This window comes from Streptacidiphilus jiangxiensis, from assembly GCF_900109465.1.
GTDB classification, from domain to species: Bacteria; Actinomycetota; Actinomycetes; order Streptomycetales; family Streptomycetaceae; genus Streptacidiphilus; species Streptacidiphilus jiangxiensis.
On sequence record NZ_FOAZ01000001.1, the window covers coordinates 487341 to 510440 of the forward strand.

The window sequence follows — 23100 nt, forward strand, 5'->3', positions numbered from 1 at the left end:
AACGCACGACCGTGCGGGTACCCATGGAACCGACCCCCGGTATTCCGGCGATCCGTCAGCGCTGCAGGGCTGCCCTGGCCATGTCGGCCAGCCGCCGCACCGAGACGTCGGTGTCGGCGGGCAGGGCGTCCCACGGGAACCAGCGCAGGTCCAAGGACTCCTCGCTGATCGTGGCCACCGCGTCGGCGGGTGCCACGACCAGGTACTGGACGTCCAGATGGGTGTTCTCCGGCTGGTCCTTGCCGGCACAGCGCACCGCGTGGCGGTCCAGCTTGACGGGCCCCTCACCGAAGAGGGTCAGGCCTTCGGCGATACCGGACTCTTCCCGGGCCTCGCGCAGCGCAGCCCCGGCCAGGGTCGTGTCCTCGGGCTCGCAGTGACCGCCCAACTGCAGCCACAGGCCCACCTTGGGGTGAAGGGTGAGCAGCACCCGACCGGCCTCCGCGTCCACAACCAGGGCGCTGGCGGTGATGTGGGCCGGCCGGCAGCTGCGCCAGACCCCATCGCCGCGGGCGTCGAGGTGGTCGAGGTAGTCGAGGCGCAGCCGGTCCTGCTCGTCGTCGGGTGCCTGCCAGTCGCGCAGCACCCGGACGGCGTCGGTGTGCAGGACCGAGTCGGTCGTCACGGCGGAGGAGATCACTGGTCGCCACCCGGCTTCCGCTCGTCCCCGTCCTCGGGCTTGCCGTGCTCCGGCTCGCCGTCCTTGGTCTGCGCAGCGTCCGGGGTGTCCGAAGCCCCGTCGGCGGGGGCGCCGTCACCCTTCTTGTCGCTGCCGGGGGCGCCGGGGCGTCGCTCGGCGGCCTCGTTGAGCAGCTCGTCCAGCTTGGAGAAGTCGATCCCGCCCTCGGCGAGCTCCGCCAGGTCCGGGGTGCCGGAGCCGTGCACGAAGCCGTCCGGGTCGTCCAGATCGGCCGCCGTCGGCAGCATGTCCGGGTGGCCCCAGAGGGCGTCCCGGCCGTCGGTGCCGCGGGCGTCGGCCAGCGAGGCCCACAGACGCGAGGCGTCGCGCAGCCGACGCGGGCGCAGCTCCAGGCCGACCAGGGTGGCGAAGGTCTGCTCGGCCGGGCCACCGGAGGCCCGACGGCGCCGCAGCGTCTCCCGCAGGGCGGCGGCGTGCGGCAGGTGCGGGGAGGCGGCGGCGTGAACGACCGCGTCCACCCAGCCCTCGACGAGGGCGAGTGCCGTCTCCAGACGGGCCAGGGCGGCCTTCTGCTCCGGGGTGTCCTCGGGCTGGAAGAGGCCACCGCTCATGGCCTCCTGGAGCGACTCGGGGTTCATCGGGTCGACCTGGCCGACCAGGTCCTCCAGGCGGGCGGTGTCGACCTTGATGCCGCGCGCGTAGGCCTCGACGGCGCCGAAGAGGTGCTGGCGAAGCCACGGCACGTGGGCGAAGAGACGCTGGTGTGCCGCCTCGCGCAGGGCGAGGTAGAGGCGGACCTCGTCGGCGGGGACGGAGAGCCCCTCGCCGAACAGCTCGATGTTCTGCGGCAGCAGGGCGGCCTTTCCGGCCGGGCCCAGCGGCAGGCCGACGTCGGTGGAGCCGAGCACCTCGGCCGCCAGGGCGCCGAGAGCCTGGCCGATCTGGGTGCCGAACATGGCACCGCCCATGCTGCGCATGACGCCGAGCAGCGGGCCGGCCATGGCCTGCATCTCCTCGGGCACCACGCTGCCCATGGCCGCGCCGACACGCTCGGCCACCGGGTCCACGAGCTGCTGCCAGGTCGGCAGGGTGGCCTCGATCCACTCGGCGCGGCTCCAGGCGACCGCCCCGGCGGCGCCTGCGGGCAGCGCCGTGGCGGAGTCCAGCCACAGCTCGGCGAGCCGCATCGCCTCGGAGACGGCGGAGCGCTCCGAGTCGGCGACCGAGCGGTCCTTGGACCCCTCCTCGCCGGTGCCCTGCACGACGGCCTGGCGCGCGATGTTTTTGGCGAGCTCCCAGTTGACCGGGCCGCCGTCGAAGGAGAGCATCTGGCCGAGCTGCTGGAAGGCCGCGCCGATGTCGTTGGGGTTCATGCCGCCGAAGATGGCGGCGAAGGGGTTGTCACCGGCGTTGCCGGAGCCGCCCGGGCCACCGGGCAGACCAGGGAAGCCGGGGAAGCCGAAACCGAACGGGTTGTTGCCCTGGTTCCCGGAGCCGCCCTGGCCACTGCTGCCGCCACTGCCGCCCTGGTCTCCGGAGCCGCCCTGCTTCCCCTCCTTGCCCTCCTCGGGCTCCTCGGGGGGAAGGCCGAAGCCGAAGGGGATGTCGCTCACGAGTCGCCTCGATCTGATAGGCCGGCGCCGGAACACGGCGGGTGCCGGGTGCACCGCCATGCCCTGGCCTCGGGCAGGATGGACCGGTACGTGACACTTACGTACGCATCAAAACTAACCGTGGAGGATAGCCGGTGAGTTCCCCGCCTTCGGACGTTCGCTCTGGGCTGACCGGTGACCACGTGGAGCCGGCGGGTGACGAGGAGGCCGAGGTGGACCGTCCCGAGTACTCCGGTCCGCCGCTGGTCGTGGCCGTCACCGGTGCCGCGTCGGGCATGGGCGAGCGTCTGGTCCGGCGTCTCGCCGAAGCCCAGGGTGTGCGCCGGGTGCTCGCGATCGACGAGCGCCGCGGTGAGGCCAAGGGCGTCCAGTGGCGTGTCCTCGACGTCCGGGACCCGGCGGTGGCGGAGCGGCTGGCCGGTGTGGACGTGGTGGTCCACCTGGCTCTCGACCTCGGCATGGAGTCGGACCCGAAGGCGCGGTCGGCCTACAACGTGCGGGGCACCCAGACGGTCATCACGGCCGCGGCCGCGGCCGGGGTGCACCGGGTCGTGCTGTGCACCTCCGCGATGGTCTACGGCGCACTGCCGGACAACGAGGTCCCCCTGGCGGAGGACGCGCCGTTGCGGGCGACCGAGGAGGCCACCCTGGTGGGTGACCTGCTGGAGATCGAGCGCCTCGCCCGGCGGGCGCCCCATGTCCACCCCGGGCTCTCCGTGACGGTGCTGCGTCCGGCCGTGCTCGTGGGGCCGGGCGTGGACACCGTGCTGACCCGGCACTTCGAGGCGCCCCGGCTGCTGGTCGTGGCGGGCTCCCGGCCGTGCTGGCAGTTCTGCCACGTCGACGACCTGACGACCGCGCTCGAGTACGCGGCGCTGGGCATCGTCGAGGGAGAGGTCACCGTCGGTTGCGACGGTTGGCTGGAGCAGGAGGAGGTCGAACAGATCACCGGCATCCGCCGGATGGAGCTGCCCGCCTCGCTGGCCCTGGGTACGGCCGCGCGCCTGCACCGGCTCGGGCTGACGCCTGCGCCGGCGGGCGATCTGGCCTACACGATGTACCCGTGGGTGGTCTCCGGCAGTCGGCTGCACGAGGCGGGCTGGCGCCCCCGGTACAGCAACGAGGACGTGCTGGCGGAGTTGCTGGCGCAGGTCTCGGGGAACCACGCGGTGGCCGGCCGACGCCTGAGCGGCAAGGACGCCGCGACCAGCCTCGGTGCGGCGGGTGCGACGGTGGCCCTGGTCGGTACGGCGGCGCTGGTGCGCAGGGCGCGCAAGCGCCGGCGCCTCTGATCGGTGCGCAGCAGTCCAGTGCCCGCAGCGTTGCGCGGTACGGACCGGCTGCGGAGCCGTCCACGGCGCGCAGCGGTTCGGTGCCCGTAGCGGCACAGGGTACAGGCAGTATGGAAATCGGATGTCACGATGCGGAATCGGCTCTTGAGTCACGTGCCCGATCCGTCATCATGGATGCCATGAGCTCCATCACGACGGCCGACGACCCGATCCGCCTGCTCGCGCTCCGCGACACCGCGCTGTCGCTCGAGGAGGTCTACGCCGCGGTCCAGCACGACGCCGCCGGCGGGACCGACGTCTTCATCGGGACCGTACGCGATCACGACGGAGGCAAGGGCGTCACCGCTCTGGAGTACAGCGCGCACCCGACGGCGGAGGCGGAACTGCGCCGTGTGGCCGAGAAGGTCTGCGCGGACTACCCCGTCCTCGCGCTGGCGGCCGTGCACCGGGTCGGACTGTTGGAGATCAACGACGTCGCCGTGATCGTGGCGGTGTCCTGCGCCCACCGTGGGGAGGCCTTCGAGGCCTGCCGCCGTCTGATCGACACCCTCAAGCACGAGGTTCCGGTGTGGAAGCACCAGCGCTTCGCCGACGGCACCGACGAGTGGGTCGCCGCCTGCTGACGCTCCCAGTGGTGCGGCGCGGAACTGATGCGTGACCGGCACGCCCCGGTGATCGTTGTCCGTATCAGCGACTAGTCTGCTGATATCACGATGAGCTGGGAGAACGAGATGACTGTGCTCGCCTGGTGGATCATTCCGGTGGCGGGCGGTGTGCTCGCCGCGCTCTGGGTGGCCTTTTCCTCCCGAACCCGTTCCACCGGCGACCGGGACTCGGTGCAGGGATACGAGCGGTTCCGTGCCGCGATGGAGCGCAAGCCCGAGCGCCCGGAAGCGTAGTCCGCCGGGCGGGACTGCGAGCGCGTCCCGTACTGTCGTGCCATGCCACGCCGCTCCGCGACGATGCTCGCTGCCACCCTGATGCTGATAGCGCTGTTCTGCGCCGCCCTCGTGGTGCCCGCGCCCTATGCCGAGATGAGCCCCGGGCCGACCTACAACACGCTGGGCGACCAGAACGGCAAGCCCGTGATCGTGATCACCGGGCACCACACCTACCCGACCACCGGGAACCTCAACATGACCACGGTCGAGGTCAGCAGCGCGGACTACCGGCCGAACCTGGTGTCCGCGTTGATCGGTTGGATCAACAGCGACATGGCGATCGTGCCCCACAGCACGCTCTACCCGGACAACCAGACGGAGCAGCAGGCACAGCAGCAGAACGCCGAGGAGTTCTCCGCCTCGCAGGACAGCGCGAAGGCGGCCGCGCTCAGCACCCTCGGCTTCCCCGTGAAGGCCGAGGTGATCGTCGCTGCCGTCGTCGAGAACAGTCCCTCGGTCGGCAAGCTGCACGCGGGTGACGTGATCGTCGCCGTGGACGGCACGCCCGTGACCGACCCGCAGCAGGTCTCCACCCTGGTCACCAAGCACCAGCCCGGCCAGGACGTGGTCTTCACGGTGGTGCCCAAGGACAAGACCACGGACATCACCCGGACGCCGGCGCAGCAGGCCGCCGTCGAGCAGAAGGTCACCATCACCACGGCGAAGAACCCGGACACCGGAAAGGCCATGGTCGGCATCCAGCCGGACGTCGAGCACACCTTCCCGTTCGACGTGCAGATCAACCTGGGTGACGTCGGCGGGCCCAGCGCGGGTCTGATGTTCTCGCTCGGCATCGTGGACAAGCTCAACGGCACCAACCTGACGGGCGGGAAGTTCATCGCCGGCACCGGGACGATCGACGCCGACGGGAACGTCGGGCCGATCGGCGGCATCACCATGAAGCTGATCGCCGCGCGCAACGCCGGGGCGCAGTACTTCTTCACCCCCGCCGACAACTGCGCCGAGGCCGCCTCCGCCACGCCCTCCGGGCTGACGCTGGTGAAGGAGACGAGCCTGAAGGGGGCGCTCGACGCACTGAGCGACATCCGGTCGGGCAACACGGCCGCGCTGCCGTCCTGCAGCACGAAGTAGGTCGGGCCAGGGGTCGGCCCCACGGGGTCGGCCCGCTCGGCTCGGCCGACCGCTCGGCCCGACCGCTCGGACCGACCGGGGCCGGTCGGACTGTGCCGGGTCGCGACAGGCCGCGTCGGCCCGGCGCGCCCGGGTGACCGAACCGGAGAGACCGTCAGCTGAAGGTGGTCAGCAGCGCGTCGGCGAGGCCGGGGACCAGGTCGGGGCCGGTGAGGACCTCACGTGAGGAGTCCTTCTCGCGCAGGCGCAGGGCCGTCTCGCGGCTGCCGTCGCGCAGCACCGCCACCGTCATCCGGACCTCCTGGCGGTTCGGGTGCTTGGCCACGAAGGCGGCCAGCTCGCGCTCGCCCTTGCCCTTCGGCAGGTCCGACTCGGCCGAGGGCGGCAGGATCAGGCGCTCCACGACCAGGGCGCAGCCGGCGACGGCGTCCGGCCAGGCGATGGTGCCGAGGAACTCGTCGAGCTGGGCGCCGCGCGGCAGCTCCTCCTGCTCGATCGGGGTGAGCTCGCCCGCGGCGCCCGGCTCGAGGCCCAGCTGGCGCGCAAGCGCCGGCTCGTTGGCCAACAGGGCGCCCGTGTCCACCAGGGCGAAGAGGCGGGCGGGCTGGTCCCAGCCGAGGCCGGCGATGTACTCGTCGATCTCGAGTGCGGCGCGGGTCAGCGGACGGGCGGCAGGGGGCGTGGCGTCGGACATGGTTCCTATCCTCACATGTCGCCGGGAACTCAAATAATCGTCGTCGGAGTTGGACTAAACGGCCCCTCGGCCCCGGTCGGGGTCGGGCCGACCAGCGCCGCCCTGCTCTGCCGACCGCAGACGACGAGCCCGAGGACCCGCCTTGGTTTTCCAGATGCCGACGCCCGGCCCGACGCGGCGCCGTCCGCGCGTGCTGCCGTTGGCATCGGCGATCTCGGCCGGCCTGGTGCTGGGCGCGCTGACGGTGCTGGTCGCGCCGACATGGGCGGAGCTGACGCTCTTCGCGGTGTTCGGCTCGGTGATGGCGCTGCTGGTCGGTGGCAACTGCTGGCTCGCGCACCGGCTGCGTCAGCCGCTCAGTGTCATGTCGCCCGAACAGGTGAGTCTGGATCCGTGCCGTCAGCTGGTCGCGGGGCGCAAGCCACTGCTGCTGGCGACCGTGGCGGGCGTGCCCGGGGTGCTGGCCGGGGTGGCTGCGGCGACCCATGCGGACCTGTGGCAGGAGACGGTGCACGGGGCGCGGTGGGGTGTGCGCGATCCGATCCTGCACCGGCCCTCCGGCTTCTACCTGACGACCGTCCCCTGGTACCGGTTCCTGGTCGACTTCGGCTTCGCTGCGCTGGTGGCCTCGCTGGCGGCGGCCGGGGCGGTGCACTACCTCTATGGCGGTCTGCAGCTGCAGGACCGGCGAAGACGCAGCACAGCCGCCGCGCGGGCGCAGCTCTCGGTGCTGTGCGCGGCGCTGCTGGCGCTCAAGGCGGCGGCGTACTGGCTGGACCGGTTCGAGATCGTCGGCCGCGCCGAGGAGTTGGGCCCGCGCGAGCTGAGCGCGTGGCTCCAGGCGAAGTCGCTGATGTGCTGGGTCGCGCTGATCTGCGCGGTGCTCTTCCTGACCGTTCCGCTGCGTCACCGCTGGCTGCCGGCCCTGACCGGCCTGGTGCTGCTGCTGCTCTGCTCGGGCCTGGTCGGCGAGGTCTACCCGGTGCTGGTGGCGTATCTCGGTTGATGGCCTGGTTCGCCTCCGTGCTATGGTTGGGACACAACGACGCGGGGTGGAGCAGCTCGGTAGCTCGCTGGGCTCATAACCCAGAGGTCGCAGGTTCAAATCCTGTCCCCGCTACTGAAACGAAGGGCCCGGTGCAGACGCACCGGGCCCTTCGTCTGTCGTATGCGTGCGTGCGTCGTCCGTCGTGCGTGCGTCGGGGCCCCGGTTATATCGATTTGCTCTGATCGGTGGAGACGTCGTAGACTGAGGACACAACGACGCGGGGTGGAGCAGCTCGGTAGCTCGCTGGGCTCATAACCCAGAGGTCGCAGGTTCAAATCCTGTCCCCGCTACTGAAGACAGGCCCGGTGCACAAGCACCGGGCCTGTCGCATTGTCTGGGAACGATCCGCCAGGGGTGGTCTGTCCGCGGTCGACGCCGCGCCGACGGCCGGGGGTCCTCTGCCGAATGGGTACGGAATCTGACGGACGGTCTTATGACGTTTCGGCAGGGGAAGATGGGGCTTGCGGGAGGTCAGCGGCAAGCACTCGCACAGGTGTTGCACGGTAGATGTGTCGCGATATCGACAAAGCGCTGAAGTACCCTCACAAGCTGCGGTATACCAGGTGTACGCGGGTTGCGGATGGTGCGACGATGAGCTCGACGGGGGAGATTGCGTACCAGGGGCACCCGCAGCCCCGGCGGACGCGGGAGTCGACATGTCGGTAATGGCTGGAGGCCCGGCAGGGGCCGAGCAGGCGGGGCGGCTGCCGTTGCAGCGCGTCCAGGACGCCCAGCTGAACGTCGCGCTGCCCACCCGGACGACCGGCGACGCGGATCTCACCCGGGACCTCGACGGAGACCTCGGCGAGGACCTCGCCCCGGTCGTTGCCGCGGAGGTGCCGACGGGCCTGGAGAGCGCAACCGGCGTGGAGAGCTTCGAGGCCGTGCTCGAGGCCCGCGAGCGCGACGCCCTGGAGCACCGCTACCGTGAGGCCGCCGAGTGCGGAGACGCCGCCGCCGCGAGCCTGCTCGGTGCGCTGCTCCTGCGCCGCGGCGATCTCGACACGGCCGAGCCCTACCTGCGCCGTGCCGCCGCGGCCGGGCTGCGGGCCGGTGCCAACAACCTCGGTGTCCTGCTCCACCAACGCGGACACCGGGACGAGGCCGCGCAGTGGTGGCGTGAGGCGGCCGTGGCCGGCAGCGCGCCCGCGGCGCACGCCCTGGGCCTGCACCTGCGGGACCACGGGGACGAGGGCGGCTCGGAGTACTGGCTGTTGCAGGCGGCCGAGCAGGGCCACACCGGAGGTGCCTACGCCTTGGCCGACCTGCTGGAGCACCGCAGGGACACGGTCCGCGCCGAGCGGTGGTTCCGCGTGGCCGCGGAGGTGGGGCACCGCGAGGCGGCGTTCCGGCTCGGCCGACTGCGCGAGGGCGCCAAGGACCCCGCCGGTGCGGAGCCCTGGTACCGGCAGGCGGCGGCCCGCAGCCATGCCGCGGCCTCACTGCGCCTCGGTCATCTGCTGGAGGCGCGGGGCGACCGGGAGGAGGCCGCCCGCTGGTACCGGCAGGCGGCTCAGGCCGGCGAGACGCGCGCGGCCTGCGCGCTGGGTTTCCTGCTGCGTGACGAGGGGGACGCGCTCGGTGCGGCCGACTGGTGGCGCGAGGCGGCCGAGGCCGGGGACGGTACCGCCGCCAACGCGCTCGGTGCGCTCCACGACGAGTGGGGCGAGACCGAGATGGCCCAGCAGTGGTACCGCACCGCGCTGGACGCGGGCGATCACAACGGCGCCTTCAACCTCGGGTTGATGGCCGCGGCCCGCGGCCAGGAGGCGATGGCGGAGCAGTGGTACCGGCGCGCGGCCTACGCGGGGCACCGGGAGGCGAGCAACGCGCTGGCGGTGATGCTGCTGCAGCGCGGTGACACCCCTGGCGCGGAGCCGTGGTTCTGCAAGGCGGCCGAGGCCGGTTCGGTCGACGCCGCCTACAACCTGGGCATCCTGCACGCGGACCGGGGCGAGCAGCACCATGCCCAGGAGTGGTACGCGCGAGCGGCGGCCGAGGGGCATGCGGACGCGGCGTTGCAGCTGGGCGTGGCCAAGGAGCGGCGCGGTGATCTGGCCACGGCTGTGGCGCGCTACCGGCAGGCGGCGGACGGTGGCTCGGTCGAGGGCGCGTTCCGCCTGGCGGTGCTGCTGGAGCGCTGCGAGGACGAGAGCGGCGGCCGCGGGGAGGACCCGGAGCGGTGGTACCGCAAGGCGGCCGAGGCGGGGCACGGACGCGCCCAGGTGCGGATCGGTGTGCGGGCCGCGGAGCGCGGCGAGACGCGCGAGGCGGAGCGGTGGTACCGCGCGGCGGCGGAGGGTGGCAGCCGCAGCGGCGCGTTCAACCTCGGTCTGCTGCTGGCCCGTGAGGGCGGCGAGTCGGAGGCGCTGCGCTGGTACGCGGCCGCAGCGGAGGCCGGGCACGGACGCGCGGCGCTGCGGCTGGCGCTGATCGCCGCACGGCGTGGTGAGCTGCGTGAGGCGCGCGGGTGGTGCATCCGCGCGGCGGAGCTGGGGCCTGCCGGGGTGACCGAGCGTGCCGAGCGCCTGCTGGAGGCGCTGAGCGCCGAGCTGTCCGCCTGACGCTCGCGCGCGGCCGCTTCTTCGCTACGCCTTGGCGCAGTCGGGGCAGAGGCCGCGATAGGTGACCTCGACACCGGAGATGGTGAAGCCGAAGCGCTCCGCGGCCGGGAGGGCGTTCAGGGGGTCGCCCGCGGGGTGGACGTCGCGGATCGTGCCGCAGGCCTCGCAGATGAGGTGCTGGTGGGCGTGGTGTGCGTTCGGGTCGTACCGCTTGGCGCGCCCGTCCGTGGAGACCTCCAGGATCTCGCCGAGGGAGACGAGTTCGCCGAGGGTGTTGTAGACGGTCGCACGGCTGATCTCCGGCAGCACCTCCACGGCGCGCGCGTGGATCTCGTCGGCGGTGAAGTGGACGTGGTCGCCGTCCAGGACCTGGGCGACGACGCGCCGCTGCGCGGTGAGGCGCCAGCCGCGATTTCGAAGCCGTTCCAGCAGGTCACTCATGCGGGGAAGGGTAGCAGGGGGCCGGCGAGAGCCCGGAATGCCGTGCTCCGGACGCCCGGCGCCTTCGCCGGAGGCTCGCCGAGCGCCGTGATCCCGAACGCCGTGACCGCGAGCGCCATGCGCCCGAGCGCCATGACCCCGGACGTCGGTGCCTCAGACGCTGGTGCTCTCGGTCGAGGCGGTCGCCTCGGACTCCTCCAACCAGGCCTCGGCCTTCTTCTCCGCGCGGCGCTTGAGGAGCACCAGGCCGACCACGCCGACGGCGGCCACGCCGACGGCGATCCAGCTGGCGACGGAGGCGTAGTGCTCGACCTGGTGCCAGCCGGCGCCGGCGAAGTAGCCGAGGAGGACGAAGACCGTCGCCCAGACGGCCCCGCCGAGGAGGTTCCATCGGGCGAAGGTGCGGTAGGGCATCTCGGAGACGCCGCACAGGCCGGGGACGAGGGCGCGCAGCGCGGCGGCGAAGCGGCCGGCGAAGACGGCCTTGCCGCCGAGGCGGCGGATGAGCTCCTTGCTCTGACGCACGCTGGCGGGCTTGATCAGCCGCTCGGGCAGGCGGGAGAGCAGGGTGTCGCCCCAGCGCTTGCCGACGGCGTAGCCGATGCCGTCACCGATCACCGCGCCGAGGATCGCCACCAGCAGCACGGCCCACAGCTGGGTGTGGCCGTTGAAGGCGGTGACGCCGCCGATGACCACGGCCGTCTCGCCCGGGATGAGGAAGCCCAGGAAGACCGAGGACTCCAGGGCAGGCAGCAGGAAGACGGCGACCAGCACCAGCGTGCCGTTGAGCGCGAGCAGGTGGTCGCTGATCCAGGACACGGGCAGTCCTCGCGGCAGAAGGGGACAGGACGGGACGAACACACGGTACCGTCCGGCTGCGTAAGCGCGTGGTCAGCAGTCCGGTTTCACCGGGGCTCAGCCCAGGCGCCGCAGGGCCTCACCGTGGAGGAGGCCGTTGCTGGCGACGGCGTTGCCGCTGCGGACGCCGGGGATGCAGTCCAGCCCGGTGAACCGGCCGCCCGCCTCCTCGACGATGACGCAGTTGGCAGCCATGTCCCACAGGCTCAGCTCGGGCTCGGCGGCGATGTCGACGGCGCCCTCGGCGACCATCATGTAGGACCAGAAGTCGCCGTAGGCGCGGGTGCGCCAGCAGGCGCGGGTGAGGTCGAGGAAGGAGTCGAGCTTGCCGCGCTCCTCCCAGCCGCCGAGCGAGGAGTAGGAGAACGAGGCGTCCTCCAGGCGGGAGACCTCCGAGACCTTGATCCGCGAGGCGCGGGTCAGACTGCGGCCGGTGAACGCCCCGGTACCGCGGGCGGCCCACCAGCGGCGGCCCAGCGCCGGAGCGGAGACGAGGCCGACGACGGGCTGCTCACCGCCGGGGCCGACCTCCATCAGGGAGATCAGCGTGGCCCAGACGGGGACGCCGCGGATGAAGTTCTTGGTGCCGTCGATCGGGTCGATGACCCAGCGGCGCGAGCTCAGGCCGGTGGTGGTGCCGTACTCCTCACCGAGGACGGTGTCGCGGGGCCGGGCCCGGGCGAGGTCTCCGCGGATCAGGTCCTCGACCGCCTTGTCCGCGTCGCTGACCGGGGTGAGGTCCGGCTTGGTCTCGACGGCGAGGTCGAGCGCGCGGAAGCGGTCGAGCGTGACCGAGTCGGCGTGGTCCGCGAGGACGTGGGCAAGGCGCAGATCGTCGGAGTAGTCGGCCATGCCCCGAACAGTAACGATCTCGACGGGCGTGGGCCAGCGCTGTCCACGCCGCGCCGTGCACCTCCGGAGTGAGCCGGGCGCCGGGGGATTGACTTCACCGGGGGGCGCCCCGACGCTGGGCAAGCTGACGTGACGTCAGCTCATGTTTGCTGGGGGAGGAATGCTCGTGAGACCTGTGAGGATCGCGTCCGTGGCGCGGAGGGGCCGCAGGCTCCTGTTCACCCTGATCGGGGTGGCCGGCCTGGCCATGGGCGGGCTGGTGCCCGTCGGGGCGAGCGCGGCGTCCGCGCACGACCGGGACGACGCGCGGGCGCTGCTGGTGTGCAACGGCAGCACCACGCCCTGTCCGCGCACGGGTGACCGCACCCACGTGTACCGGACCGTCCAGGCCGCCGTCGACGCCGCGCACCGCGGCGACTGGGTGCTGATCTGGCCCGGCGTCTACCACGAGAAGGCCACCGCCGACGCGGGCGTGCTGATCACCACACCCGGCATCCACCTGCGGGGGCTGGACCGGAACCGGGTGGTCGTCGACGGCAGCAACGGCACAGCCGCCCATCCGTGCCCGTCCGAGCCGGCGCTCCAGGACCGGACCGGGCGCAGCGGGATCGTCGTGTCGAAGGCCGACGACGTGTCCATCGAGAACCTGACCGTCTGCAACTACCTCTCGGCCGACGGCTACGGCGGCGGCAACGAGATCTGGTGGAACGGTGGTGACGGCAGTGGCGCCATCGGCCTGCACCGCTACCACGGCGCCTATCTGACCGCGACGTCCGGTTACGGCTCGGCCGACGCGAGCGCACCGATGGCGCAGTACGGGATCTTCGCCTCCAACGCCACCGGTCCGGCGGTCATCGCGCACACCTATGCGTCGAACATGGGCGACTCGGACTACTACGTCGGCGCCTGCCGCGACATCTGCGGCGTGACGCTGACCGACGCGCACGGCCAGAACTCCGCGCTGGGCTTCTCCGGTACGAACTCCGGCGGCTACACGATCCGCAACTCCGAGTTCGACCACAACCGCACCGGCATCGCGCCGAACTCGCTGAACAACGACGACGCGCCGCCCCCGCAGGACGGCAGCTGCGTCAACGCTCCGCAGAGCTCCTGCACCTTCATCGAGCACAACTTCATCCACGACAACAACAACCCGAACGCGCCCGTCTCCGGGCTGGCGCCGGTGATCGGGGTCGGTGTCGAGATCTCGGGCGGGCACAGTGACACCGTCCGGGACAACCGTATCGAGCGGCAGGGCAGCTGGGGTGTGGTCGTGCACGACTTCCCCGACAGTGAGACGCCGCCCTCCACCAGCCACTGCCAGGGCGGTGTGCAGCAGCCCGGCGTCTGCGTCTTCCTCGCCTACGGGAACGTCGTCACCGGCAACGCCTTCAGTCACGTCGGGTTCTTCGGCAACCCGACCAACGCGGACGTGGCGAACGAGTCGCAGACGGCGCCGCACAACTGCTTCACGGGGAACCGCGTCATCGGCGGCGGGGTGCTGACCAGCGACCCGGCGCGGATCCAGAACACGGCGGTGGACGGCACGCCGTGCGGGGCGGGTGCGGGCGTCGGCGACAGCGGGTTGCTCTTCGGCGAGCTGGTCTGCGCGGCCGGCTTCGGGCAGTGCCCCGTGCCGGGCGCCACCTATCCGCAGCGGACCGGGCTCGACCTGGCGCCGATCCTGCCCCAGGCGACCATGCCGCACCCCTGCGCGGGCCTGCCGGAGAACCGCTTCTGCCGGTGAGTGCCGGCTCGCCCCGGCGCCGGGCGTCAGTGCCCGGCGCCGCTGAGCTGGAGGCCGATGACGCCGATCAGGACGAGGGAGATCGACACCAGCTTGAGCACGGAGACGGACTCTCCGAGCCAGATCATTCCCACGATCGCGGTCCCGGCGGCGCCGATCCCCGTCCAGACCGCGTAGGCCGGGCCGACCTCCAGGGTCTTCAGTGAGAGGGTCAGCAGACCGAAGCTGCCGAGGGCGAACGAGGCGAAGCCGACGGTGGGCCAGATCTTGGAGAAACCGTCGCTGAGCTTGAGGCAGACCGCGAAGCCCGTCTCCAGGATTCCCGCGATGATCACCAGCAGCCAGGCCACAGCACCCTCCGCGAAGCCGACAGTCAGTCCCACCATGATCGATGCGGGGACTGCCATCGGCATCTCGGGAGGAGCCGGGCCCGGGCGGCCCGGCTCAGTCGCCCTCGCGGGCCTCGCGGGTGGAGAGCAGGCGCCGCAGCGAGTAGAGGCGGGCCTGGTCGGCGTGGCCGGCCTCGACCCAGGCGTCGAGGGCGCAGTCGGGTTCGTCGTGGGAGCAGGCGCGTGGACAGTTCGCCGTGCCCGGTTCGAGATCCGGGAAGGCATGGATCACCCGGGAGGGCTCGATGTGGGAGAGGCCGAAGCTGCGGAAGCCCGGGGTGTCGATGACCCAGCCGGACTCCTGGCCCTTCGCGGCCGGCAGGCGCAGCGCCAGCGCGGAGGTGGTGGTGTGGCGGCCGCGGCCGGTGACCGCGTTGACCTGCCCGGTCTGCCGCTGCCGGTCCGGGACGAGGGCGTTCACCAGGGTGGTCTTGCCGACGCCGCTGTGGCCGATGAACACGGTGGACAGGCCGCGCAGCAGCTCACGCACGGCTTCCGCGTCCTCGGTCGCCAGGGTGTCGCGGCTGGTGACGACGGAGCGCACGCCCAGCGGCGCGTAGGTCTCCAGCAGCGACTCGGGCCCGGCGAGGTCGGACTTGGTGAGCACCAGCAGCGGTTCCATGCCGGCGTCGTACGCGGCGACCAGACAGCGGTCGATCAGGCGCGGGCGCGGCTCGGGGTCGGCCAGGGCGGTGACGATGGCGAGCTGGTCCGCGTTGGCGACGACGATGCGCTCGTAGGGGTCGTCGTCGTCCGCCGTGCGACGCAGCACCGAGTCGCGTTCCTCGACGCGGACGATGCGGGCCAGCGAGCCGTCCTCGCCGGAGAGATCGCCGACCAGGGCGACCCGGTCGCCGACGACGACGCCCTTGCGCCCCAGCTCGCGGGCCTTCATCGCGGCGATCTCGCGCTCGCGCCGGGAGCCCTCCTCGACCAGGCAGGTGAACCTGCCCCGGTCCACGGTCAGGACCATGCCCTCGGCCGCGTCCTCGTGGGCGGGCCGGATCCGCGTGCGCGGTCGGGACCCGCGCCGGGAGGGGCGGTTGCGGATGTCGTCCTCGTCGGCGTCCTTGCCGTAGCGGCGCATGGCGGTGCCCCTAGCCCTTCCCGCTCGTGGGGGCGGCGGTGGGCGGCCCTTCCTTCGCACCCAGCAGTTCCGCCCACAGGTCGGGGAAGTCGGGCAGGGTCTTGGCGGTGGTCGCGATGTTCTCCACCTCGACGCCCGGGACGACCAGGCCGATGACGGCGGCGGCCGTGGCCAGGCGGTGGTCCTCGTAGGTGTGGAAGACGCCGCCGTGCAGCGGACGCGGCGTGATCCGCAGGCCGTCCTCGGTCTCGCTGACGTCGCCGCCGAGCGCGTTGAACTCGCGGGCGAGCGCGGCGAGGCGGTCAGTCTCGTGCATCCGCAGGTGGGCGATGCCGCTCAGGATGGACGGCGAGTCGGCGAGCAGGGCGACGGCGGCGACGACCGGGGTCAGCTCGCCGACGGCGTGCAGGTCGGCGTCGATGCCGTGGACCTTGCCGGTGCCGGTGAAGCGCAGGCCGTCCGCTGTGAACTCGGCCGAGCCGCCCATCCGTGTGAACAGGTCGCGCAGCTCGTCACCCGGCTGGCTGGTGCGCTCGGGCCAGTCCCGGACGGTCACGGTGCCGCCGGTGAGCAGGGCGGCCGCCAGGAACGGCGCAGCGTTGGACAGGTCCGGCTCGACGACGACGTCCCGGCCGAGCAGCGCGCCGGGGGCGACCCGCCACACGTCCGGCTCGCCGCCGTCCTCCGGCGCGTCGACCTGGGCGCCGGCGGCGCGCAGCATCTCGACGGTCATCCGGATGTGCGGGAGCGAGGGGACCGGCGCGCCGACGTGGCGTACCTCGACCCCGTGCTGGAAGCGCGCGCCGGAGAGCAGCAACGCGCTGACGAACTGCGAGGAGCTGGAGGCGTCGACGGTGACGGTGCCGCCGACCAGGCCGCCGGTGCCGTGGACGGTCATCGGCAGGGCACCGCGGCCGCCGTCCTCGATGCGGGCGCCGAGGGCACGCAGCGCCTCGATGACACCGCCGAGCGGGCGCTCGTGCGAGCGCGGGTCGCCGTCGAAGTGGACCGGACCGTCGGCCAGAGCGGCCACGGGCGGCAGGAACCGCATCACCGTGCCGGCGTTGCCGACGTCGATCCCGGCCGGGCCGCCGAGCGGGGCCGGCAGCACCCGCCAGGCCTCGCCGCCGCCGGCGACGCCGCTGCTGGAGTTGAGGGTGTCCTCGACGCCGATACCGAGCGCGCGCAGGCCCTCGGCCATCAGCAGGCTGTCGCGGCTGCGCAGTGGGCGCCGCACGTAGCCCGGCTGGGAGGCCAGGGCGGCCAGCACCAGCGCGCGGTTGGTCGCGGACTTGGAACCGGGCACGGTGACCACCGCGTCCACGGGGTCGGTCGCGGTCGGGGCGGGCCAGTGCAGCTCGGTCATGAGCACAAAGCTTAGGCCCCGAACGGGTCGGTGTTCGGAACGGCGCCGGGCGGGCGGGGGTCACCGCGCCGGTCAGAGGGGCTAGGGAAGCAGCCAGCGGGCGCCGAGGGCGAGGGAGCCGAGGGAGACCGCGAGGAAGAGGACGATCCAGAGCAGGCCGGGCAGCCGGGTGAGCCGGGCCAGCTGGTCCGCGTCGGAGTCGCGGGCCTGGCCGCGGGCGCGCTTGGTCTGCAGCTCGACGACCGGCCGGACGCCGCCGAGGAGCAGGAAGAAGACGCTGAGGTAGGCGAAGGCGCCCTGCAGTTCCGCGCCGCCGAACCAGGAGACGGCGAAACAGAGCGCGCCGGTTGTGAGCACGGTCAACACACCGAAGGCGTTGCGCACCTCGATCAGCACGCCGAGCAGCAGCGCGACCACCGCCCACAGCAGCGCGGTGGTGTGTCCGGCCGAGAGCAGCCAGGCGCCGCCGAGACCGAGCAGGGAGGGGGCCGTGTAGCCGGCGGCGGCCGTGAACACCATGCCGGGGCCGTAGGGCTTGCCGGAGGAGACGGTCAGGCCGCTGGTGTCGGAGTGGAGCCGGATGCCGTGCAGGCGTCGCCGCATCAGCAGGGCGACCAGCGCGTGCCCGCCCTCGTGCGCGATGGTCACCACGTTCCGGCTCAGGTGCCACACCGCGCGCCAGCCGACGGCGACGAGCGCGACCGCGGCCATGGCCCAGACCACGGTGGAGCCCGGCGCGGCCTGGGTGCCGGTGACCTGGTCCCAGACCTGGCTGATGCTGTGCGGCTGCATGGGCCTCTTCCCGGACGGCGGGGTGCGGACGAGGCGTGCAGCCTCGCACACGTGGACGCCGCGGAGCCAGGCCGTGGTTCTGGCAGTGGTTCCGGCAGCGTTCCCGGCCGTGGTCCCGCCCGCAGTCCTGGCCGTGGTCCGGCCAGGACTGCGGGCGATGGCCTCGGCCCGAGGGGTTCCGGCGCCGGGCCTGGCGGGGACCTGGCAAGGTGGAACGCATGTGCGGACGGTATGCGTCGAGTCGGAAGCCCGAGGACCTGGTCGAGCTCTTCGAAGTGAAGAGCTGGGGCACCCAGGAGACCCTCGACGTCGACTACAACGTGGCGCCGACCAAGGGTGTGTACGCGGTGCTGGAGCGCCCCGTGCGCGAGCTCGGGCCCGATCCCGTGCGACAGCTGAAGGTGCTGCGCTGGGGTCTCGTCCCGTCCTGGGCGAAGGATCCGTCCGTCGGCGTGAAGATGTTCAACGCGCGGGCCGAGACGGTGCACGAGAAGCCGGCCTACCGTCGGGCGTTCACGACCCGCCGCTGCCTGCTGCCGGCCGACGGCTACTTCGAGTGGCACACGCCCGAGAAGGAGCCGGGCATGAAGAAGGCGCCGAAGAAGCAGCCGTACTTCGTGACGCCGAAGGACGGGTCCGAGGTCGCCTTCGCCGGGCTGTACGAGTTCTGGCGGGACCGGCACCTCCCCGAGGACGACCCGGCGGCCTGGCTGACCACGTGCACGATCATCACGGTGGCCGCCGAGCCGGAGCTTGAGCAGGTGCACCCGAGGATGCCGTTGATCCTGCCGCGCGACCGCTGGGACGACTGGCTGGACCGCTCCTCGACGGATCCGGACGAGCTGCAGGCGCTGCTGGCGCCGCCGACGCCGGGGCTGATGGAGCTGCGGCCGGTGGGCGCGGCGGTCGGCAACTTCCGCAACAACGGGCCGGAGCTGCTGGAGCGGGTCGAACCGGAGGAACTGGTGGAGACGCTGTTCTAGGGTGGGAATGAACGAGCGGGTCCACTGGTTGAGCCGACTGACAGGATCGAGTCGGAGCGCACGCGTCGCACGCGTCGGCGCGTCAGTGGAAGGCAGCTCATGGTCGCAGCAGCATGCCCGGCCCGCCCGGAGGAGACCGCGCAGGCGTTGCTCGCCTGGGCCGAGTGGCCTGTCGCGGGCGGATCCGCGCCGAGCCCGATAGTCTCCTTGCCGAGCACGGACGGTACGCACGGCACTGCTGAGGAGGTGGGTCCGGTCGCCGAGAAGGAAACCGAGGAGACCGAGGCGGAGCGTTCACAGCGCTTCGAGCGGGACGCTCTGGGCTACCTGGACCAGCTGTACTCCGCGGCGCTGCGGATGACCCGCAACCCGGCCGACGCCGAGGACCTGCTCCAGGAGACGTTCGTCAAGGCGTTCGCCTCCTTCCACCAGTTCCGTGAGGGCACCAACCTCAAGGCCTGGCTCTACCGCATCCTGACCAACACGTTCATCAACTCCTACCGGAAGAAGCAGCGCGAGCCGCAGCGCACCGGTGCGGACGAGATCGAGGACTGGCAGCTGGCCCGGGCCGAGTCGCACATGTCGACGGGTCTGCGGTCGGCGGAGGCGCAGGCGCTCGACCACCTCCCGGACAGTGACGTCAAGGAGGCCCTGCAGGCTATTCCGGAGGAGTTCCGGATCGCGGTGTATCTCGCGGACGTCGAGGGCTTCGCGTACAAGGAGATTGCCGACATCATGGGGACACCCATCGGTACGGTGATGTCCCGTCTCCACCGCGGACGGCGCCAGCTGCGGTCCCTGCTGGAGGACTACGCCCGTGACCGCGGGTTGGTCCCGGCCGGAACTGGCACGGGGGATGACCGGAAAGGCGCGGACTCATGAGCTGTGGCAACCACCACGACACTCCGTGCGAGGACGTACTCGACCACTTGTACGAGTACCTCGACAACGAGATGGGCGCAGCGGAGTGCGCGAAGCTGCGTGAGCACCTCGACGAGTGCAGCCCGTGCCTGGAGAAGTACGGGCTGGAGCAGGCGATCAAGGCGCTGGTGAAGCGCAGCTGCGGCTGCGACGCCGCGCCGGCGGACCTGCGCGGCAAGGTGCTGGCGCGCATCGAGCGCATCCGTGCCGGGCTGCCCGTCGAGGGCGACGTGCTGGCGGAGCCTGCCGCACAGGAGTAGAGCCGTACAGGGGTAGAGCCGTACCACTCAGGGGCGCGGGGCTGCGCGACAAGCCGCCCACGTGCCCCTGAGGCGTTTCCGTGTGAAGAAATCGTGCTGCTCGTGCCGCTTCAAGGCGGTGGGCCTGGGTAATCAGTCACCCGATCGTGGAGTTTTTCGTGGAACGTCCGCTGCCGTGCGGTCGCTGTGCGATGAACTGAGGCTGGGCCTGGGGACCATGGCGAAAGCGGAGCGGAGTCGGTGGCGGAGGCGGGCGGACAGCTCCTGGGGTGCGGGGGGCGGGTCTACGCGGCGGTGGTGATCGCGCTTGCCGTGGTGTGCGTCGCGGTCTGCGGGGTCGGTGCGGGCCCCTGGAGTCCGATCGTGGTGCTGGCGGTGCTGCACGGGGCGTGCGAATGGCTGGTGCGGCGTCAGGCCAGGGTCGGTGCCACGGCTTCGGTCGGCGCCGCGGGTGGTGCCGCAGTCACGCGGTGGGCCGCGTTCTTCCCGGTGCTGCTCGCGGCGGCGCTGCTGCTGCGGCCGGGCGCGGCCGCGCTGGTACCGGTGGCGGGCGCGGTGCTCGCCACCGCCGCGCCGCCGCGGGCGCTGCGGCGGGCCTGGAACGCGGCGCAGCTCGCACTGGCGACGTGTGCGGCGTCCGCCGTCTTCCGCGCGGCCGACGGTCCGGCGCAGCTGGCGCGGCATCAGTTCCCGGACGTGCTGGGGCCGACGATGCTGGCGGCGCTCGCGTTCTGCGCGGTGTCCGGGGTGCTCGCGGCCGGGATCAGGATCACCGCCGAGGGGGCCGACCCGCGGACGGTGTGGGGTGGCGTGCTGCTGCGGTCGCTGGTGCCGTGCCTCGGCTACGGGCTGATCGGGTTGATGATGGCGGTGCTGTGGCAGGGCCGGTACGGCGTGCTGTCGGCCGTGCTGGTGCTGCTGCCGCTCACCGTGTCCTCGTGGGTCTTCGCGCAGTTCCAGCGGGAGGAGGCCGCGCACCAGGCGACGGTCAGTGCGTTGGTGCAGGCGGTGGAGATCAAGGACGAGTACACCCGTGGTCACAGCGAGCGGGTCAGCCGGGCCTCGGTGCTGATCGCCAGGGAGCTGCGGATGACCGAGGAACGCGTCGCGTCGCTGCGGATCGCGGGCGTGCTGCACGACATCGGCAAGCTCGGCGTGCCGACGCGCGTGCTGCGGAAGAGCGGTCCGCTGACGGACGACGAGCACGAGGCGGTGCAGCTGCACCCCACGTTCGGGCACGAGATGGTGCGGGGGATCGGCTTCCTCGGGGAGGCGCGGGAGGGCATCCTGCACCACCACGAGCGGATGGACGGGCGCGGCTACCCCTCCGGGCTGAGTGGTGCGCAGATCCCCGAGTTCGCCCGGGTGATCGCGGTCGCGGACGCCTTCGACTCGATGACCTCCACCCGCTCCTACCGGCGCGGTCGGCCGGTGGACGAGGCGGTGACCGAGCTGGAGCGCTGCGCGGGCACCCAGTTCGACCCGATGATGGTCGCCGCGCTGATCCGCGCGGTGCGGCGGCACGGCTGGCGGCCGGCCCAGCCGCGCCCCGGCGACGAGGCGGCCCCCGATCTCCCGCTCGGCATTCGCGAGCCGAGCCGCGCGGGCCTCGCCGGATGACCCCCGGCGAGTCACCCACCCACCGCGACCCCGCGGAGCAGCCCCCGCCCGGCCCGACTACCCCGGGCCCCGAGCGGCCCGCTGCGGCGCGCCGGCAGGCCGTACCGCAACAGCACCCCCGCTCGGCACCCGCCGCGCCGGCCCCACCCGCTGGGCCCGACATCCCCGGCGCCGCCGACCCGGCCCCGGCAACCGGATCCGCCACGCCCGCCGGCCCGGACGCGCCTGCGGCGCCCGCTGGGCGGACCAGGGCGGCTGCGCCGGGCCCGGCCGCCGGCCCCGCCGCGCCCGCTGGGCCCGACATCCCCGGCGCGGCTGGCCCGGCCGCGGCAGCCGGATCAGCGCCGCCCGCTGGCCCGGCCGCGCCCGCCGTGCCCGCTGGTCGCGCCAGGGCGGCTGCGCCGAGCCCCGCCGCGTCCGCCGCGCCTGCCAAGGCGGCTGAGCCGCGCCTGCCCGCCGGCCCGGCCGCGATCGGTGTCGTGCCGGCTGCTGGTGGGCCGGGAGACACCCCTTCGGCCGTGCTCTCCTCGCCCGTTGTGGAGCCCGTGGGGCGGCGGGGGTGTGGGTGGTGGCGGCGGGGGGTGGTGCACGGGGCTGCCGTGGTGTTGGTGGTGGTCTCACTCGGGTGGGTCAGTGTCTTCGGGTTCGTCGAGCCGTGGATCGCCGTGGCCTTCGGGGTGCTGATCGCGCTCGGGGAGGTGGCGCGTACCGCGCTGCCGGGGGAGCGGGACCAGGCGCCGCTGGGGGCGGCCGGGGCGCTGGCCTACGCGCTGCTGGGCAGTCTCGCCGGAGAGCGGACGCACCACGGCGTGGCGCAGGTCGTCCTGGTGTGGTCGATCGCGGCGCTCGTCGGAGCGGTGCCGTCGCTCGTTCGGGGGCGTCGGCCCAACGCGGATTCGGCGGCCCGGCGGGTGCTGGCCGTGGGGTTCGCCGCGTTGCTGTTCCAGCCGCTCTACAACCGGGGTGTGCTGCTGCGGCACGGGCTGGAGCACGGGCCCGGCTACGCGGCGTACATCGCCGCCTGCGCGGGCCTGTCGGCCGGGGTCGACGTCTGCCTCGCGGCGCTGCTCTCCGAGACGCCGCTGCGGCGGGCCCTGTGCGACGAGACGACGGCGCTGCTGCGGATCGGTTCGGCGGTCGCGGCCACCGGCGTGGTGATCTCGATCGCGGCGGGCGAGATCGGCCTGTGGGCACTGCCGCTGTTCTCCGTCCCGCTGCTGCTGACCCAGGCGGGCTTCCGCCGCTACGCGGCGATCCGGGCGACGCAGCGGCAGACCATCGCGAGCCTGGCCCGGGCCACCGAGGTGGCGGGGTACACCCTGCCGGGTCACGCGCAGCGCGTCGCCACGATCGCGCGCGGGGTGGGGCGTGAACTCGGGCTCAGCGACCAGGAGTTGCTGCTGCTCGAATACGCGGCGCTGATGCACGACATCGGTCAGCTCTCGCTGGTGGACCCGATCCCCGGCGGTGCGACGGCGCTGCTGTGCCCGGAGGAGCAGCGGCGGATCGGTCGGCTCGGCAGCGAGGTGATCCGCAGGACGGGCGTGCCGCCGGAGGTGGCCGAGATCGTGGCCCGCGCGGCGGAGCCGTACCGGGGTGCGGACGGCGCGTCGGACGGGGGGCCGCCGCTGGCCGCGCGGATCGTCCGGGTGGCGAACGCCTATGACGACCTCGCCTGCGACGACCCGGGACCGGCCCGCCGCGAGGAGGTGTTGGCCCAGTTGCGGGCGGGGACGGAGCGCGAGTACGAGCCGCGAGTGGTGGAGGCCCTGGCTCGTGTCTGTCCACGGATCTCCGGGTAGGCAGCGGGCGAGGGGGTGCACGTGGTTGGATGCAGAGGCAGGGCCTTGCGGGTCCATGTGTCGACCTGTGGATGTGGCAACGCAACTGGATGTGGCAA

The 23100-nt window shown here is 72.7% G+C and carries 22 protein-coding genes and 2 tRNA genes; 14 read left to right on the forward strand and 10 right to left on the reverse strand.

The features are described from left to right. Window positions 1-55 precede the first annotated feature (55 nt). On the reverse strand, window positions 56-640 hold the full coding sequence (locus tag BMY61_RS02165; protein WP_244904191.1) for an NUDIX hydrolase: 585 nt from the start codon (window positions 638-640) through the stop codon (window positions 56-58). Then, window positions 637-2253, reverse strand: coding sequence for a zinc-dependent metalloprotease (locus BMY61_RS02170; RefSeq protein WP_042442369.1), 1617 nt, complete (start codon window positions 2251-2253; stop codon window positions 637-639). The genes BMY61_RS02165 and BMY61_RS02170 overlap by 4 nt, the downstream gene beginning before the upstream one ends. Window positions 2254-2465: 212 nt before the next feature. On the opposite strand from BMY61_RS02170, the gene BMY61_RS02175 reads away from it, so the two are divergent. The 4 genes from BMY61_RS02175 to BMY61_RS02190 all read left to right on the forward strand — a co-directional run bounded on the left by BMY61_RS02175 (window position 2466) and on the right by BMY61_RS02190 (window position 5578). Further along, the gene (locus tag BMY61_RS02175; RefSeq protein WP_425314658.1) at window positions 2466-3545 is read left to right on the forward strand and encodes an NAD-dependent epimerase/dehydratase family protein; all 1080 of its coding nucleotides are present in this window, start codon (window positions 2466-2468) and stop codon (window positions 3543-3545) included. Between the two features lie 179 nt (window positions 3546-3724). Beyond that, window positions 3725-4168 (forward strand): molybdenum cofactor biosynthesis protein MoaE, encoded by a 444-nt coding sequence (locus BMY61_RS02180; RefSeq protein WP_236655836.1) that lies wholly within the window; start codon window positions 3725-3727, stop codon window positions 4166-4168. Window positions 4169-4276: 108 nt separating this feature from the next. Further along, the gene (locus tag BMY61_RS45820; protein ID WP_169791830.1) at window positions 4277-4444 is read left to right on the forward strand and encodes a hypothetical protein; all 168 of its coding nucleotides are present in this window, start codon (window positions 4277-4279) and stop codon (window positions 4442-4444) included. 42 nt (window positions 4445-4486) lie between these two features. Next, on the forward strand, window positions 4487-5578 hold the full coding sequence (locus BMY61_RS02190) for a YlbL family protein (protein ID WP_042442376.1): 1092 nt from the start codon (window positions 4487-4489) through the stop codon (window positions 5576-5578). A gap of 154 nt (window positions 5579-5732) precedes the next feature. On the opposite strand, the gene BMY61_RS02195 is transcribed toward BMY61_RS02190, so the two are convergent. Next, the gene (locus BMY61_RS02195; RefSeq protein ID WP_042442378.1) at window positions 5733-6272 is read right to left on the reverse strand and encodes a PPA1309 family protein; all 540 of its coding nucleotides are present in this window, start codon (window positions 6270-6272) and stop codon (window positions 5733-5735) included. Window positions 6273-6414: 142 nt separating this feature from the next. On the opposite strand from BMY61_RS02195, the gene BMY61_RS02200 reads away from it, so the two are divergent. The 4 genes from BMY61_RS02200 to BMY61_RS02215 all read left to right on the forward strand — a co-directional run bounded on the left by BMY61_RS02200 (window position 6415) and on the right by BMY61_RS02215 (window position 9884). Next, complete coding sequence (locus tag BMY61_RS02200) at window positions 6415-7278, forward strand: UPF0182 family protein (RefSeq protein WP_152629224.1); 864 nt, start codon at window positions 6415-6417, stop codon at window positions 7276-7278. A gap of 40 nt (window positions 7279-7318) precedes the next feature. Next, window positions 7319-7392, forward strand: a tRNA-Met gene (locus BMY61_RS02205). Window positions 7393-7536: 144 nt separating this feature from the next. Next, a tRNA-Met gene (locus BMY61_RS02210) sits at window positions 7537-7610 on the forward strand. A gap of 366 nt (window positions 7611-7976) precedes the next feature. Beyond that, window positions 7977-9884, forward strand: coding sequence for a tetratricopeptide repeat protein (locus BMY61_RS02215; protein WP_236655837.1), 1908 nt, complete (start codon window positions 7977-7979; stop codon window positions 9882-9884). 24 nt (window positions 9885-9908) lie between these two features. On the opposite strand, the gene BMY61_RS02220 is transcribed toward BMY61_RS02215, so the two are convergent. The 3 genes from BMY61_RS02220 to hisN form a co-directional block, all read right to left on the reverse strand. Next, on the reverse strand, window positions 9909-10325 hold the full coding sequence (locus tag BMY61_RS02220; protein WP_042442381.1) for a Fur family transcriptional regulator: 417 nt from the start codon (window positions 10323-10325) through the stop codon (window positions 9909-9911). Between the two features lie 153 nt (window positions 10326-10478). Further along, window positions 10479-11144 (reverse strand): DedA family protein, encoded by a 666-nt coding sequence (locus BMY61_RS02225; RefSeq protein ID WP_042442383.1) that lies wholly within the window; start codon window positions 11142-11144, stop codon window positions 10479-10481. A gap of 96 nt (window positions 11145-11240) precedes the next feature. Beyond that, window positions 11241-12035, reverse strand: coding sequence for a histidinol-phosphatase (gene hisN / locus BMY61_RS02230; protein ID WP_042442386.1), 795 nt, complete (start codon window positions 12033-12035; stop codon window positions 11241-11243). A gap of 190 nt (window positions 12036-12225) precedes the next feature. On the opposite strand from hisN, the gene BMY61_RS02235 reads away from it, so the two are divergent. Continuing rightward, window positions 12226-13782 carry a right-handed parallel beta-helix repeat-containing protein gene (locus BMY61_RS02235; protein ID WP_143094123.1) on the forward strand — a complete coding sequence of 519 codons (1557 nt, stop codon included), beginning with the start codon at window positions 12226-12228 and terminating at the stop codon, window positions 13780-13782. 26 nt (window positions 13783-13808) lie between these two features. On the opposite strand, the gene BMY61_RS02240 is transcribed toward BMY61_RS02235, so the two are convergent. From BMY61_RS02240 to BMY61_RS02255, 4 genes are all read right to left on the reverse strand, one after another. Then, window positions 13809-14132 (reverse strand): DMT family transporter, encoded by a 324-nt coding sequence (locus tag BMY61_RS02240; RefSeq protein WP_042442542.1) that lies wholly within the window; start codon window positions 14130-14132, stop codon window positions 13809-13811. Window positions 14133-14226: 94 nt separating this feature from the next. Next, entirely contained in the window at window positions 14227-15258 is a 1032-nt protein-coding gene (gene rsgA, locus BMY61_RS02245; protein WP_042442390.1) for a ribosome small subunit-dependent GTPase A, read from the reverse strand. Window positions 15259-15268: 10 nt separating this feature from the next. Continuing rightward, window positions 15269-16624 carry a 3-phosphoshikimate 1-carboxyvinyltransferase gene (gene aroA / locus BMY61_RS02250; protein ID WP_042442394.1) on the reverse strand — a complete coding sequence of 452 codons (1356 nt, stop codon included), beginning with the start codon at window positions 16622-16624 and terminating at the stop codon, window positions 15269-15271. Window positions 16625-16705: 81 nt separating this feature from the next. Then, on the reverse strand, window positions 16706-17416 hold the full coding sequence (locus tag BMY61_RS02255; RefSeq protein WP_042442396.1) for a M50 family metallopeptidase: 711 nt from the start codon (window positions 17414-17416) through the stop codon (window positions 16706-16708). 218 nt (window positions 17417-17634) lie between these two features. Between BMY61_RS02255 and BMY61_RS02260 the strand changes: the two genes are divergently transcribed. The 5 genes from BMY61_RS02260 (at window position 17635) to BMY61_RS02280 (ending at window position 23002) form a co-directional block, all read left to right on the forward strand. Next, window positions 17635-18399, forward strand: coding sequence for an SOS response-associated peptidase (locus BMY61_RS02260; RefSeq protein ID WP_042442397.1), 765 nt, complete (start codon window positions 17635-17637; stop codon window positions 18397-18399). 99 nt (window positions 18400-18498) lie between these two features. Continuing rightward, on the forward strand, window positions 18499-19281 hold the full coding sequence (locus BMY61_RS02265; protein WP_236655838.1) for a sigma-70 family RNA polymerase sigma factor: 783 nt from the start codon (window positions 18499-18501) through the stop codon (window positions 19279-19281). After that, the gene (rsrA, locus tag BMY61_RS02270; protein WP_042442401.1) at window positions 19278-19580 is read left to right on the forward strand and encodes a mycothiol system anti-sigma-R factor; all 303 of its coding nucleotides are present in this window, start codon (window positions 19278-19280) and stop codon (window positions 19578-19580) included. Before BMY61_RS02265 ends, rsrA begins: the two co-directional genes overlap by 4 nt. Window positions 19581-19820: 240 nt before the next feature. Then, window positions 19821-21200, forward strand: coding sequence for an HD-GYP domain-containing protein (locus BMY61_RS02275; RefSeq protein WP_425314659.1), 1380 nt, complete (start codon window positions 19821-19823; stop codon window positions 21198-21200). A 608-nt stretch (window positions 21201-21808) separates the two neighbouring features. Continuing rightward, window positions 21809-23002 carry an HD-GYP domain-containing protein gene (locus BMY61_RS02280; protein ID WP_236656579.1) on the forward strand — a complete coding sequence of 398 codons (1194 nt, stop codon included), beginning with the start codon at window positions 21809-21811 and terminating at the stop codon, window positions 23000-23002. Window positions 23003-23100: the final 98 nt, after the last annotated feature.